Source organism: Accumulibacter sp. (assembly GCF_023806635.1).
GTDB lineage: Bacteria > Pseudomonadota > Gammaproteobacteria > Burkholderiales > Rhodocyclaceae > Accumulibacter.
Genome location: NZ_JAMTDQ010000009.1, coordinates 22,741 through 37,159 on the forward strand (window position 1 = coordinate 22,741; position 14,419 = coordinate 37,159).

Here is a 14,419-nt window from a genome sequence, read left to right on the forward strand (position 1 = left end):
CTCGTCGCCCATCCATCGGCGATGTCCCGTCGTCCGCCCGCTCACGCCTTGCATCCCGGCCAACTCGCGACGGTTTCTTCACAAGCTCTCAGCCGAGCAGAACGCCCGACCAGACCACGAGCACGTTCAGCAGCGCGATCAGAACCGCCGCGCTGCCGATATCCTTGGCCCGCCCGGCCAGCGGGTGACGGTCGAGCGAGACGCGGTCGACGACGGCTTCGATGGCCGAGTTGATGAGTTCGACGATGAGCACCAGGAGCACGCTGCCAATGAGCAGGGCACGCTCCATTCCCCGTTCTGCCAGGACGAAGGCGAGCGGGATCAGCAGCACTGCCAGCAAGACCTCCTGGCGGAACGCATCTTCAGCCTCGTAGGCGGCCTTCAGTCCGGCACGCGAATAGCCGAGCGCCTTCCACAGGCGCCGCAGTCCCGTCTGGCCCTTGAACGGGCTTTGTTCATCCATGCTCCATCCCCCTGCTGTGGCCGACTGCACGCGAGTATGACCAGTCGGCGGACGCCACCGCGCCGGCAGGCGGACGATTGCCGCTGCCGCGCTGTCATTCGGCACGCCCCGTCGCTACAATGGCGGGCCGATCATCCAGAGCCGACAGGAGCCGCAACGCACACCATGACCCAGGACGAAATGAAGCAGGCGGTGGCGCGTGCCGCCATCCCGCACGTTGTCGAAGGACAGGTCGTGGGCGTCGGTACGGGATCGACGGCCAACTTCTTCATCGATGAACTGGCGTCGCTCAGGCAACGGATCAGCGGTGCCGTCGCCAGCTCGGAAGCGACCAGACGACGCCTCGAAGCCCACGGGATCAAGGTCCTCGATCTCAACGAGGTATCCCGGCTGCCGGTCTACGTCGACGGCGCCGACGAGATCAACCGCTCGCTGCAGATGATCAAGGGCGGTGGCGGCGCCCTGACCCGCGAGAAGATCGTCGCCGCGGTCGCCGAGAAGGTCGTCTGCATCGCCGACCAGTCGAAGCTGGTCGCGGTACTCGGCCGCTTCCCGCTGCCGGTCGAGGTCATCCCGATGGCCCTGGGTCACGTCCGGCGGGAGCTGGCACGACTCGGCGGCAAGCCGGTCGTGCGCGAGCGCTGCATCACCGACAATGGCAACCTGATCATCGACCTGCATGGGATCGAGATCACCGATGCCGCCGCCCTCGAAAGCCGCATCAACCAGATCGTCGGCGTCGTCACCAATGGCCTCTTCGCCCGCCGCCCGGCAGACGTCTGCCTGCTGGCCTCGGCCAGCGGCGTGCAAACGCTGCTCGCCGACTGAAGCGGACCATCTGCAGAGCCGCAGCCAGCCCGAAGCCTCGCAGTACACCTCCCGCCGAGAGCCTGTGAAGGCATCAGCCGTGCAACCGATCTGCGGCGTTGCCCACTCGCTCACGCCTCGCCCATCGATCTGATTTGTCTCGTCGTTCGCTCGCTCGCGCCTTGCATCCCGGCCTGCTCGCGACGATTTCTTCCCAAGCTCTCAGCGCGTCGGTGGCACGTAGCCTTGCACCCGGTCGGCCCCACCGCCGAAGAAATGACGGTCCATCTGCTCGGCCAGGTACTTTCGGTGCGCGGCATCCGCCAGGTTGAGGCGATTCTCGTTGATGATCATCGTCTGCATGCGGATCCACTGCTGCCATGCCTCCTTCGACACGGAATCGAAGATCCGCTTGCCCAACTCGCCGGGGTACGGTGGAAAATCAAGACCCTCGGCCTCGCGGCCGAGCTTGACACACTGGACCATTCTTGCCATCTGTTCAGCTCCTTGCTTGTTCTCGTTGGCCCTGCTCTGCGAACGTGGGCAGCCGTTGATCGAGCCAGGGCGGCAGCGCCGCTCACAGCTCCTTCATCAGCACGCTCGAACGACGTTGCAGGTTGTACACCAGCCTTCGCTCGGCCGGCAAATCATCGACCTGGCGGACCGCGAAGCCGCGCTCCTTGAACCAGTGGGCGGTCACCGTCGTCAGCACGAACAGTCGCGTGACGCCGCTGGCACGCGCCCGTGCCTCGATCCGTTTCATCAGCAGGGCGCCGTAGCCCCAGCGGCGATAGTGCGGATGCACTGCCAGGCAGGCCAGTTCCGCCTGCCCTTCACCATAGGGATACAGAGCCGCGCAGCCGACGATGACGCCGTCGTGCTCGACGAGCGAGAAACGGGTGATCTCGCGTTCGAGCATTTCGCGTGAGCGCCGGACGAGCGTTCCGTCCTCCTCCAGCGGCTCGATCAATGCGACCAGGCCGCCGATGTCGTCGGCACGCGCGTCGCGCAGTTGCTCCAGCGATTCGCGTGTGATGACGGTGCCGACCCCTTCATGGGTGAACAGCTCGCGCAGGAGGGTGCCGTCCTCGTCGTAACCGATCAGATGGACGCGACCGACACCGGCCCGACTGCTGCGCACGGCGCACGGCAGGTAACGCCGCAGGTCGGCGGACAGCCAGTCACCGAGACTGATCAGCCGCTCGGCCGCTTCGACCGTCAGTTCGTCGAGCAGGGCGCCGTCGATGTCGGTTGCGCCGGGGCTGTCGGAGAGGAAGATCAGCTTGTCTGCCAGCAGCGAGGTGGCCACCGCCTCCGCCACCTCCTCCATCGCCAGGTTGAAGATCTCGCCGGTCGGGCTCGACCCGGTGCAGGAGAGGAGGACGATGTTGCCCAGACCAAGCTGGGCGCGGATGCCCTCGGCGTCGATCTTGCGGACCTGACCGGAATACTGCAGGTCGACACCGTCCACGACGCCGACCGGCCGTGCCGTGATGAAGTTGCCGCCGACGACGCGGATCGTGCTGTTCGCCATCGGCGTATCGGCGAGGCCCTGCGAGAGCAGCGCCTCGATCTCGACGTAGATGCGGCCAACCGCATCGATGACACAGCCGATCGCCTGCGCGTCGGTGACGCGGTAGTTGCCGTGATAGACCGAAGCGAGCCCACGCTGCCGCAGCAGGCTTTCGATCTGTGGTCGTGCCCCGTGTACCAGCACCAGGCGGACGCCGAGCGCGGCCAGCAGGTTCACGTCGTAAGCCAGGGTGCGCGCCAGTTGCCCGGCGATCGCCTTGCCGCCAAAGGCGATCAGGAACGTCTTGCCGCGAAACAGGTTGACGTAGGGCGCGACCGACCTGAACCAGGTCACGAAGGCTGCGGAACTCGGCTGCTCACCCATCTCACGCCGCGGGGCTGGCCCTTCCTTCCGCTTCGCCGGACTTGTCCTCCCTCGCCGCCTTCGCGGCCTTCGCCGCTTTCGCCGCCAGCGCCTTCTCGCCGCGCAACTCCTTCGCCCGCTGCGCCTTCGACTGCCGCGCGCTGTCCGCTGCCGCCGCCGGCGAAACCTTGGCCGCAACCTCCTGCGGGCCTTCCGCCTTGGCGATCGTGGCAATGACCATCCGCGGCTGCTTGGCGGGGTCGACCTTCAATTCCTTCTCGAGACGCTCGCAGATCGTCCGCAGCACCTTGACGCGAGCGAAATACTTGTCGTTGGATTCGACGAGCGTCCACGGTGCCGTGCCGGAACTGGTGCGATCGATCATGTCGCAGATCGCCTCGTGGTAGGCACCCGCCTTTTCCCGGTTGCGCCAGTCCTCCTCGGTGATCTTGAAGCGCTTGTGCTCGACCTGGGCGCGGTCCTCGAAGCGCTTCAGCTGTTCCTCGTCGCTGATCTGCAACCAGAACTTGATGACGATGCCGCCGGCGTGCCAGAGATCGTGCTCGAAATCGTTGATCTCGGAGTAGGCGCGCAGCCAGTCGGCAGTGCTGCAGAAGCCTTCGACCCGCTCGACGAGGACCCGGCCATACCACGTGCGGTCGAAGATGACGACCCGGCCGAGGCGTGGCATGTGACGCCAGAAGCGCCACAGATAGGGCTGCGCGCGCTCTTCCTCGGTCGGCGCGGCGATCGGGATGATCTGGTACTGGCGCGCGTCCATGGCCGACATCACCCGCCGGATCGCGCCGCCCTTGCCGGCGGCGTCGGCCCCCTCGAAGGCGAGGATCAGGGCCCTCTTCTTGAAGTCGGGATGGCGCATCAGCTCCGCCAGACGCGCCTGCCAGGTGGCCAGTTCGGTTTCGTACTCCTTTTTCGTCAGGCTCTGCGTCATGTCGAGCGAACTCAGCACGTCGAGACGGTCGATGCGCGGCGCGAAGGGTGGCGCGACCGGCGAGTTCTGCTCCCGCTTGTCGGCCAGGCGCTTCTGCAGCGCGTCCAGGATCGTCTTGCCGACCGTCAGCGAGCGGTAGCGGTCGTCGGTTCCCTCGACGATGATCCACGGCGCCCAAGGCGTGTTCGTCGTGCGCAGCAGGTGTCCGGCCACTTCCTGCAGCTTGTCGTAGGTCTTCAGGCGGTCCCAGCTGGCCTTGGTCACTCGCCAGCGGGTGAGGGGGTTGGCCTCGATCGACTTGAGTCGCTCGCGCTGCGCGTCCTTCGACAGGTGAATCCAGAACTTGAGGACGAGCGCCCCCTCGTTCACCAGCATCGCCTCGAAGCGATTGAGCTGGTCCATCCGCTGGTCGAAGTCGGCGCGCGAGATGTCGTTGCTGACCCGCTCGGCAATCGGATGCGAATACCAGGAACCGGAGAAGATGCCGACGCGCCCTTTTGGCGGCAGCGCCCGCCAGTAGCGCCACATCGACGGACGCTCCCGTTCCTCCGCGGTCGGGGCGTAGAAGGCATGCGTCGACAGGAAGCGCGGATCCATCCACTCGTAGAGGACGTTGATCGTTTCACCCTTGCCAGAACCATCCACCCCGCTGATCAGGATGACCACGGGGAAGCTGGCGTCGGCCCGCAGTTGCTCCTGGACTTCGAGCAGCCCCGCCCGCAACTGCGGCTCCACGACCTTGAAGGTCTCCTTGTCGATCTTGTGTCCCAGCTCTGCCGATTCAAACATCAGTCGTCTCCTCCTTGAAATCACCCCATACGGCCTGTAGGGCTGCCAGGGCTGCGAGGCCAGCCGTCTCGGTACGCAGGACACGCGGACCCAGACGCACTGACAAAAAGCCTGAAAACGCCGCCAGCTGCACTTCCTCTGCAGCCAGCCCACCTTCGGCACCGATCAGCAGCTCGACTGGCTGGCCGACCGACATGGCCGGTACACCCGGCAAAGACCGTGCCGCATCCGCGGCCAGCATCAGCCGCACCGCAGCGGCCAATGGCGGTCGCGCCAGCCAGCTGTCGAGCGACTCGATGGGCGCCAGCTCCGGCAGCCGGTTGCGACCACACTGCTCGCAGGCGGAGACGATCACCGCCTGCCAGTGCTGCAGGCGGCGCCAGGCCCGCTCCCCGGCGGGACGCGCGACGCTGCGGCGTGACAGTACCGGCACGATCCGCGCGACGCCGAGTTCGACCGCCTTTTGTATGGTCAGATCCATCTTGTCGCCAGCCTGCACTGCCTGGACGAGCGTGACCGACAACAGCGACTCGCGCTCCACAGCCGACCAGTCTCTCAGCTCGACCGTCACGCGGCGACGGTCGCTGGCGACGACTCGCGCGCGATACTCGCCGCCGCTGCCATCGAAGAGGGTCAGCTCATCGTTGCAGCGCAGCCGCAGCACGGCGCTGGCGTGGTGCGCCGCCCGTTCCGGCAGATCGAGGCGGGCGCCGGCGACCAAGGGCAGCGGGCAATGAAAGCGCGGATGGTTCACCGTGCTATTATAAGTTCTCCCGCGTTCGATGTTGGCAGTTTGGAGGCTTCTGGCGCATGGCGCTCAATACACCGGTGTGTGACTTTGGCTGGCAGGCCGTGGATTTCGCGCTGGCCGATACCAGCGGCGCGCAGCACAACCTGTCCACCCTGCGCGGCGCCAACGGTCTGCTGCTGATGTTCATCTGCAACCACTGCCCGTACGTCAAGGCGATCATCGACCGCATCTGCCGCGACGCACGCGAGTTGCAGAGCCTCGGCATCGGGGTGGCGGCGATCATGAGCAATGATCCGGTCGAGTATCCCGAAGATTCGTTCGACAACATGCGGCGCGTGGCGAAGGCGCTCGATTTCCCCTTTCCCTATCTGTACGACCCGACGCAGGACGTGGCTCGCAGCTACGGCGCCGTCTGTACGCCCGACTTCTTCGGTTTCAACCGCGATCTCGCGTTGCAGTACCGCGGACGCCTCGATGCCAGCGGCCGCATGCCGGCGCTCCCGGATGCGCGGCGCGAACTGGTGGAGGCAATGCGCCTGGTGGCCGTGACCGGCGAGGGCCCCGCGCTGCAGACGCCTAGTATCGGTTGCTCGATCAAGTGGCGTCACTGAGCGGGCATGCGGGAGGAGGGCAGCGCGGTCGCGCCACTGACTGACGGCGAACTCAAGCGGATGCTCGACGCGAGCATCGCGCTGGTACGTGAAGTGGCGCAGCGGGAGATCATTCCGCGCTTCCTGCGTGTCAGCCACGGCCAACGCAAGGACGACGGGTCACTGTGTTCCGAAGCGGACGTCGCGGCGCAGCGTTTCCTGGTCGAGCGCCTGAGCGGGATCCGTCCGTGCCCGATCATCGGCGAGGAAATGTCACCTGCGGCGCAGCGCGCCATCTGGGAGGCCAGCGGCGACGACCCGCGCGGCCTCTGGTGCATCGATCCGATCGACGGCACCACCAATTTCATCAACGGGCTACCATGCTTCGCCGTCTCGCTGGCCTGGCTGAGTGCCCGTCGCGTTCGCCTGGCGGTCACCTACAATCCGATCACCGACGAGATGTTCTACGCCCGTCAGGGCAATGGCGCCTACCTCAACGGCCGCCGCCTGCCGCTGCGCCAGGTGACCTCCGACATCGCCCGCGCCGTCGGGGGCGTCGACTTCAAGAGGATCCCCAAGCCACTGGCCGACCGCATAGCCGTTCGCCCGCCGTTCTACTCGCAGCGCAATTTCGGCAGCTCGACGCTCGACTGGTGCAACCTGGCTGCCGGGCGACTGGATCTGTATCTGCATGGCGGCCAGATGCTCTGGGATTACGCCGCCGGCAGCCTGATCCTGAGCGAGGCCGGTGGCCGGATGGGTTCGCTGGTGCATGATGACTATGACGCCGAAGACGTCTGGCGGCGGCCGGTCATCGCCGCCCTGCACCCGGCCGTCTTCGCCGCCTGGCGTGACTGGGTGCGCCAGGACACGCCCCCCCGCGGCAGCGCCAGCGAGGACGACACTCGCTGACACGGCCTGTCCGGTGGCTGCCGGCTACTCGGCCGCCAGTTCGCCGGCCAGCCGCCAAGCGGCGGACAGTTCAGCGGGAATCACCCCGCTGTCGAGCGCCACGGCGACCGCGACGCGCTCACGCTGACAACCCAGACCAGACTGCTGCAGCCAGCTCTCGCTGTAGTAGGTGTGCCGGTAGCGATCCCCCGAGTCGCACAGCAGAGTCACGACCGAACCCGTCGCACCGCGCTCCCGCATCCGTGCCATGCACGCCAGGGTGGCGATCAGGTTGGTGCCGGTCGAGGCGCCGACACTGCGCCGAAGACGGTTCGTGAGCTCGTGCATTGCCGCGACCGACCAGGCGTCCGGGATTGCGACCATGGCATCGATGACGTGTGGCAGGAACGACGCCTCGACGCATGGGCGGCCTATCCCTTCGATGCGCGAGCCCGCCTGGAGGCGGAGATCCGGCTGCCGGGTGCGGAAGTGATCGAAGAACACCGAGTTTTCCGGGTCGGCCGCGCAGACACGGGTGCTGCGCGCGCAGTAACGAACGTAACGACCGAGGGTGGCGACGGTGCCGCCGGTACCCGCGCCGGAGACGATCCACTCCGGCACGGGGTAGCGCTCGAGGCGCATCTGCTGAAAAATGGACTCGGCGATGTTGTTGTTCGCGCGCCAGTCGGTGGCGCGCTCGGCGTAGGTGAATTGATCGAGGCAATGGCCGCCGAGTTCGTCGGCCAGCCGCCTGGATTCGCTGCCAATGGTCGTCGGATCGTCGACCAGATGGCAGCGCCCACCCTGGAACTCGATCGCGGCGATCTTCTCGGGGGAGGTCGATGCCGGCATCACGGCGACGAAAGGCAGCGACAGGAGGCGGGCAAAATAGGCTTCGGAGATCGCCGTCGAACCGCTGGAGGCTTCGACGACGCTGGTTCCCTCGCGCAGCCAGCCGTTGCACAGCGCATAGAGGAACAGGGAGCGCGCGAGGCGATGCTTGAGGCTGCCCGTCGGATGGCTCGATTCGTCCTTGAGGTACAGATCGATCCCAGGCCAGCCGGGAAGTGAAAGAGGTATCAGGTGGGTGTCGCTGGAGCGCTGGAAATCGGCCTCGATGCGGCGCACGGCGGCGACGACCCAGGCCCTGTCTGGCGCTGCCGCAGGGTGCGCAGTGGTTCTCATGAGCGGAGCTTAACAGCCATCGCGAACACGGGCAAAACCGCGTGCTCGCGCGAGTGGCGCACGCCGGGCGCGATTCTGGGTTAAACTATAGTAAATCGCTCAACTATCAACCACCGGAATGCGAACAGATGTCCATCACCACTGAAGCCGTACACGCGGCATTGAGACAAGTCATCGACCCCAACACCCGCAAGGATTACCTGACGACGCGTTCGGCACGGAACATCCGGATCGACGGTAGCGACGTGTCGCTCGACATCGAACTCGGATATCCGGCGAAAAGCCAGATCGACGAGATCCGGCGATCGATCATCGCTGGATTGCGGACAATCCCCGGCATCGCCAACGTCAGTGTCCATGTCGCGGCGGGAATCGTCGCGCATACGGTGCAGCGCGGCCTGAAGCCGCTGCCGGGGGTGAAGAACATCATTGCCATCGCCTCGGGCAAGGGTGGCGTCGGCAAGAGCACGACGGCCGTCAACCTGGCGCTGGCACTGGCACAGGAGGGCGCCACAGTGGGCCTGCTGGACGCCGACATCTATGGCCCGTCACAGCCACAGATGCTCGGCCTGGCCGGCAGGAGACCGGAGTCGAGCGATGGCGTGTCGATGGATCCACTTCTCGCCCATGGGCTGCAGGCAATGTCGATCGGTTTCATGATCGACATCGATTCGCCGATGGTCTGGCGCGGCCCGATGGTGACGCAGGCCCTCGAGCAGCTGCTCAAGCAGACCAACTGGCAGGACGTCGATTACCTGCTGGTCGACATGCCGCCGGGAACGGGTGACACGCAGCTCACCCTGTCGCAGAAGGTTCCGGTCACCGGCGCGGTCATCGTCACGACGCCACAGGACATCGCCCTGATCGATGCGCGCAAGGGACTGAAGATGTTCGAGAAGGTCGGCATCCCGATCCTTGGCCTGGTCGAGAACATGAGCATCCACATCTGCGCGCAGTGCGGGCACGAGGAACACATCTTCGGCCACGGTGGCGGCGAGCAGATGTGCCGCGACTACGACACCGAGTTTCTCGGCGCGTTGCCGCTCGAACTGTCGATCCGCAAACTCACCGATGCCGGCACCCCGACCGTCGTCGGTGCGCCGGATTCGCGGGCGGCCGAGATCTACCGCACGATCGCCCGCCGCCTGGCGGTGAAGGTCGCCGAGCGGGCGCGCGACATGAGCGCACGCTTTCCGAACATCGTCGTCCAGAACACCTGAGGCGACGACGGGGCCCTGACGGGCGCTTGCCCGTCTCGCCCGTCAGGGCGGTTTCATCCGCTGCCCGGACGCCGTAGAATGAGCATTCCTTCCCTCTCGGCGGTGTGCGGGTAACGACCAATGTCAATCAAATCGGATAGGTGGATCCGCCGCATGGCGGAAGAGCACGGCATGATCGACCCCTTCGAACCGACGCAGGTCCGTTCGGTGGATGGGCGCCGCATCGTCTCCTACGGCACCTCGAGCTACGGCTATGACATCCGCTGTTCGGATGAATTCAAGCTGTTCACCAATCTCAATTCGACGATCGTCGATCCGAAGAATTTCGACCCGAACTCCTTCGTCGAGGTCAAGAACGATTTCTGCATCATCCCGCCGAACTCCTTTGCCCTCGCCCGTACCGTCGAGTACTTCCGCATTCCGCGCAGCGTGCTCACCGTCTGCCTGGGAAAGAGCACCTACGCCCGCTGTGGCATCATCGTCAACGTGACACCCTTCGAACCTGAATGGGAGGGGCATGTCACCCTCGAGTTCTCGAACACGACGCCGCTGCCGGCGAAAATCTACGCCAACGAGGGCATAGCCCAGGTGTTGTTCTTCGAGTCCGACGAGGAATGCGAAACATCCTACAAGGATCGCGGCGGCAAGTACCAGGGGCAGGTGGGCGTCACCCTGCCCAAGATCTGAACGCCCCGCGAGCGCCACCGGGGCGGCATCGCGCCGAACTGCCCTCATCCCGCCGCACGCTGACACTGGCATTGCCGACATCCCACCCCGATCAGAGACTGGATTCCGCACATGCATTTCAACTTCCCGGTAATCGTCATCGACAAGGACTACCGCTCGGAAAACACCGGCGGGCTCGGCGTTCGCGCGCTCGCCAAGGCGATCGAGAAGAAGGGCTTCGAGGTCTTCGGCGTCACCAGCTACGGTGACCTGACCTCCTTTGCGCAGCAGCAGAGCCGTGCGTCGGCGTTCATCCTGTCGATTGACGACGAGGAGTTCAAGCACGGCCGGTCGGACCAGACGATCGCCAATCTGCGCGCCTTCGTCAAGGAGATCCGCTGCCGCAACGAGGACATCCCGATCTTCCTCTACGGCGAGACGCGCACCTCACGCCACATTCCGAACGACGTCCTGCGCGAGCTGCATGGTTTCATCCACATGTTCGAGGACACAGCGGAGTTCATCAGCCGCTACGTCGTCCGTGAAGCCCGAGCCTATCTCGAGAGCCTGGCGCCACCCTTCTTCCGCGCACTGACGCACTACGCCGAGGATGGCTCCTACTCGTGGCACTGTCCCGGCCATTCCGGTGGCGTCGCCTTCCTGAAGAGCCCCGTCGGGCGCATGTTCCACCAGTTCTTCGGCGAGAACATGCTGCGCGCCGACGTCTGCAACGCGGTCGAGGAACTCGGCCAGTTGCTCGACCACACCGGCCCGGTGGCAGCTTCCGAGAGAAACGCGGCACGCATCTTCAACGCCGACCACCTGTTCTTCGTCACCAACGGGACCTCGACCTCGAACAAGATCGTCTGGCATTCGACCGTCGCCCCGGGCGACATCGTCATCGTCGACCGCAACTGCCACAAGTCGGTTCTTCATTCGATCATCATGACCGGCGCGATCCCGGTCTTCCTGATGCCGACCCGCAACCATTACGGGATCATCGGGCCGATTCCCAAGGAGGAGTTTCTCTGGCAGAACATCCGCGCCAAGATCGAAGCGCACCCCTTTGCCCGTGACGTCGGCAGCAAGCCGCGCGTGCTGACCATCACGCAGAGCACCTACGATGGCATCCTGTACAACGTCGAGGAGATCAAGCAGATGCTCGACGGCGTCATCGACACCCTGCATTTCGACGAGGCGTGGTTGCCGCACGCGGCCTTCCATGACTTCTACGGCGACTACCATGCGATCGGCGCCGATCGGCCGCGCTGCCAGGACTCGATGATCTTCTCGACGCAGTCGACGCACAAGCTGCTCGCCGGCCTGTCGCAGGCATCACAGATCCTGGTGCAGGAGTCCGAAGGGCGCAAGCTCGACCGCGATGTCTTCAACGAAGCCTACCTGATGCACACCTCGACCTCGCCGCAGTACGCGATCATCGCCTCCTGCGACGTCGCGGCGGCGATGATGGAGGCGCCCGAGGGGACCGCTCTCGTCGAAGAGTCGATCGCCGAGGCGCTCAACTTCCGCAGCACGATGCGCAAGGTGGACAGCGAGTGGGGCGCAGACTGGTGGTTCAAGGTCTGGGGGCCGGAGGACCTGAGCGGCGAGGGCCTCGAGGAGCGGACCGCCTGGATCCTCAGGCCGGGTGAGCGCTGGCACGGTTTCGGCCAGCTCGCCGAGGGCTTCAACATGCTCGACCCGATCAAGGCGACGATCATCACGCCGGGGCTCGACGTGGATGGGGCGTTCGCCGAATGGGGCATCCCGGCGGCGATCGTCACCAAGTACCTCGCCGAGCACGGGATCATTGTCGAGAAGTGCGGTCTCTACTCCTTCTTCATCATGTTCACCATCGGCATCACCAAGGGTCGCTGGAACACGATGGTGACCGAACTGCAGCAGTTCAAGGACGGCTACGACCAGAACCTGCCGCTGTGGAAGGTGATGCCGGAGTTCCTGGCCAAGAACCCGCGCTACGACCGGTACGGGCTGAAGGATCTCTGCCGGCAGATTCACGGCGTCTATGCCGCGAACGACGTCGCGCACCTGACGACGCGCATGTACCTGTCGGACATGGAACCGGCGATGAAACCGACCGACGCCTTCGCCAAGATGGCGCACCGGGAGATCGACCGCGTACCGATCGACGAACTCGAGGGGCGCATCACCAGCACGCTGCTGACGCCCTACCCGCCGGGAATCCCGTTGCTCATCCCGGGCGAACGTTTCAACGCGACGATCGTCCGTTACCTGCAGTTCGCGCGTGATTTCAACGAACGCTTTCCGGGCTTCGAAACCGACGTCCATGGCCTGGTCAAGGCGGTGGTCGATGGCAGGCCGGTCTACTCCGTCGATTGCGTGCGCTGAATCCTCGGCTCGGCAAGCGGCCAGCGCCGGGCGATCGTGGCCTCTTGCCGGGCACCGCGTCAGCGCTCGGAGGCCGTTGCCGGCGCTGGCGTCTGGTCCATGGTGCCGCCGGCCGGCTGCGTGTGCTCCGCATCGCTGGGCGGCGGCGTTTCTTCGTGGCCTTCCGGTAGCGCCGGGTCGCCCGCGGAAGTATTCTCGACCAGACGCAGCACACCATCCTCGCCCAGAGCGGTGTCCTCGAAGCGGAGCAGCGTGATGCGGTGGTTGTCCATCTCGAGGACGGTCAGCCGGGCACCCTCGAGCTGCACGGTATCGCCGACCGCCGGCACGCTGCCCAGCCGCTTGTAGAACAGGCCGGCAAGCGTCACGTAGTCGTCGTCCTTCGGGAACGGAAAGTCGAGCAGCCCCTCGAGGTCGGAAACGCGCATCGAGGCGTCGATCTCGTACTGGCTGCCAACCAGCTTCTTCACCCGCCGCGCCTGGCGGGTGAACTCGTCCTCGTACTCGCCGACGATTTCCTCGAGGATGTCCTCGAGGGTGATGATTCCCTCCGTACCGCCATACTCGTCGATCACCACCGCCATCTGCTGCCGCGTGCGCTTGAAGTCTTTCAGCAGATCGCTGAGCAGTTTGCTGTTCGGCACGATGTACGGCGCCTGCGCGAATTCGCCAACGGGCCGCCGACTGACGTCATCGAGCCTGTCGCCACTGCTTTCGGCCATGACGCTCAGCAGTTCCTTGATCGCAACGACGCCGGTGATGCGGTCGAGGCTCTTGTCGTAGACCGGGAAACGAGCGTGCGGCACGTCGCGGAAGAGCCGCAGTGCCTCGGCGAGGGTCTCCTCGCGGGCGAGGGCGCGGATCTGCGTCCGCGGGATCATCGCCTCGCGGACGGTATGCTCGTCGAGCTTGAAGACGCCGCGGATCATCTCGGTCTCCTCGCGGGCGAGCGTACCGTCCTTCTCGCTCGCCGAGAGGATCATGCGGATTTCCTCGACCGACATCGTGAAGTGGCTTTCACCGTGCCCTTCGAGGTTGCGCTGGCCGAATACCCAGAGCAGCGCATTCGACGACATCTTCATGACATAGATCAGCGGCCTGAAGGTCAGGTACATGATGTTGATCACCCAGCCGACGGCCATGCTGAGCTGTTCTGCCTTGTGGAAGGCGAGCACCTTCGGCGCCAGCTCGCCGGCGACGACGTGCAGGAACGAAATGACGATGAAGGCGAAGACGTAGGACACGGTGTGCGCCGCCTTGATCAGCGCCTCGCTGCCGCCGAACAGCGAGAAGGCAGCGACGAACCACGGATCGGTCAGGATGCTGATCGTTTCCATGCCGACTGCGCCAAGGCCGAGAGAGACCAGGGTGATGCCGACCTGGGTCACCGAGTAGAAGCGCTCCGGCTCGTTGTGCAGCATCTCGACGCGGGCGGCGCGCTTGTCGCCGTCCTCGGCCAGCTGCCGAATCCGGCTGCGTCGTGCCGACGAGATGGCGATCTCCGAGCCGACGAAGAACGCGTTGCCGGCGACGAACACCAGGATCAACACGAGATTCATGTAAAGCGTCATCTGTTCCATGCGGCACCCCTCCTTGGTCTCCGTTGCCGCGGCCAGAACGCCCCTGCGGGCGCCGGCAGCAGCCTGGCGGGCGTTTGCCCACCGTTCATGATTGTTCGTCTTGCGGTGGATTTTTCGAGCATCCACTTCGCGCAGGCCGAATCATACTTCATTGATGCCCGGATCCTGCCCGTTTCCGCCCTGTCGTCGCCGCCACAGCCATGGCTCTCGCCGACCGCGCGGGGCAGCTGGCAGCCGTTGCGCTAGAATGCGTGCTTTGTCGGCAGGAAGAATGCAGTG

13 protein-coding genes are annotated in these 14,419 nt (G+C 65.2%); 6 read left to right on the top strand and 7 right to left on the bottom strand.

Annotation, left to right across the window (positions count from 1 at the left end):
* Positions 1–88: 88 nt before the first annotated feature.
* Entirely contained in the window at positions 89–463 is a 375-nt protein-coding gene (locus tag NFW30_RS02180; RefSeq protein WP_295354373.1) for a diacylglycerol kinase, read from the bottom strand.
* Positions 464–628: 165 nt separating this feature from the next.
* On the opposite strand from NFW30_RS02180, the gene rpiA reads away from it, so the two are divergent.
* Positions 629–1,291, top strand: coding sequence for a ribose-5-phosphate isomerase RpiA (rpiA, locus tag NFW30_RS02185; protein ID WP_295354371.1), 663 nt, complete (start codon positions 629–631; stop codon positions 1,289–1,291).
* A 201-nt stretch (positions 1,292–1,492) separates the two neighbouring features.
* On the opposite strand, the gene NFW30_RS02190 is transcribed toward rpiA, so the two are convergent.
* From NFW30_RS02190 to NFW30_RS02205, 4 genes are all read right to left on the bottom strand, one after another.
* Positions 1,493–1,765 (bottom strand): oxidative damage protection protein, encoded by a 273-nt coding sequence (locus NFW30_RS02190; RefSeq protein ID WP_034935091.1) that lies wholly within the window; start codon positions 1,763–1,765, stop codon positions 1,493–1,495.
* A gap of 82 nt (positions 1,766–1,847) precedes the next feature.
* The gene (gene argA, locus NFW30_RS02195; protein ID WP_295354367.1) at positions 1,848–3,167 is read right to left on the bottom strand and encodes an amino-acid N-acetyltransferase; all 1,320 of its coding nucleotides are present in this window, start codon (positions 3,165–3,167) and stop codon (positions 1,848–1,850) included.
* Position 3,168: 1 nt separating this feature from the next.
* Positions 3,169–4,887: a polyphosphate:AMP phosphotransferase gene (gene pap, locus NFW30_RS02200; RefSeq protein WP_295354364.1), complete on the bottom strand. Its 1,719-nt coding sequence runs from the start codon at positions 4,885–4,887 to the stop codon at positions 3,169–3,171.
* The gene (locus tag NFW30_RS02205) at positions 4,880–5,641 is read right to left on the bottom strand and encodes a 16S rRNA (uracil(1498)-N(3))-methyltransferase (protein WP_295354361.1); all 762 of its coding nucleotides are present in this window, start codon (positions 5,639–5,641) and stop codon (positions 4,880–4,882) included. The genes pap and NFW30_RS02205 overlap by 8 nt, the downstream gene beginning before the upstream one ends.
* Before the next feature lie 56 nt (positions 5,642–5,697).
* Here NFW30_RS02205 and NFW30_RS02210 point away from each other — a divergent pair, with 56 nt between their 5' ends.
* Positions 5,698–6,249: a thioredoxin family protein gene (locus tag NFW30_RS02210; protein WP_295354359.1), complete on the top strand. Its 552-nt coding sequence runs from the start codon at positions 5,698–5,700 to the stop codon at positions 6,247–6,249.
* A gap of 60 nt (positions 6,250–6,309) precedes the next feature.
* On the top strand, positions 6,310–7,140 hold the full coding sequence (locus tag NFW30_RS02215; RefSeq protein ID WP_295354391.1) for an inositol monophosphatase family protein: 831 nt from the start codon (positions 6,310–6,312) through the stop codon (positions 7,138–7,140).
* A 24-nt stretch (positions 7,141–7,164) separates the two neighbouring features.
* Here NFW30_RS02215 and NFW30_RS02220 read toward each other — a convergent pair whose 3' ends face one another.
* The gene (locus NFW30_RS02220; RefSeq protein ID WP_295354357.1) at positions 7,165–8,304 is read right to left on the bottom strand and encodes a PLP-dependent cysteine synthase family protein; all 1,140 of its coding nucleotides are present in this window, start codon (positions 8,302–8,304) and stop codon (positions 7,165–7,167) included.
* Positions 8,305–8,432: 128 nt separating this feature from the next.
* On the opposite strand from NFW30_RS02220, the gene apbC reads away from it, so the two are divergent.
* From apbC to NFW30_RS02235, 3 genes are all read left to right on the top strand, one after another.
* Complete coding sequence (gene apbC / locus NFW30_RS02225; RefSeq protein WP_295354354.1) at positions 8,433–9,524, top strand: iron-sulfur cluster carrier protein ApbC; 1,092 nt, start codon at positions 8,433–8,435, stop codon at positions 9,522–9,524.
* Between the two features lie 120 nt (positions 9,525–9,644).
* Positions 9,645–10,211, top strand: a complete 567-nt coding sequence (gene dcd / locus NFW30_RS02230) for a dCTP deaminase (protein WP_295354351.1) — start codon at positions 9,645–9,647, stop codon at positions 10,209–10,211.
* A 111-nt stretch (positions 10,212–10,322) separates the two neighbouring features.
* Positions 10,323–12,560, top strand: a complete 2,238-nt coding sequence (locus tag NFW30_RS02235; protein ID WP_295354348.1) for an arginine/lysine/ornithine decarboxylase — start codon at positions 10,323–10,325, stop codon at positions 12,558–12,560.
* 59 nt (positions 12,561–12,619) lie between these two features.
* Here NFW30_RS02235 and NFW30_RS02240 read toward each other — a convergent pair whose 3' ends face one another.
* A complete protein-coding gene (locus NFW30_RS02240) occupies positions 12,620–14,140 on the bottom strand; it encodes a hemolysin family protein (RefSeq protein WP_295354345.1) in 1,521 nt (506 codons plus the stop codon).
* Positions 14,141–14,419: the final 279 nt, after the last annotated feature.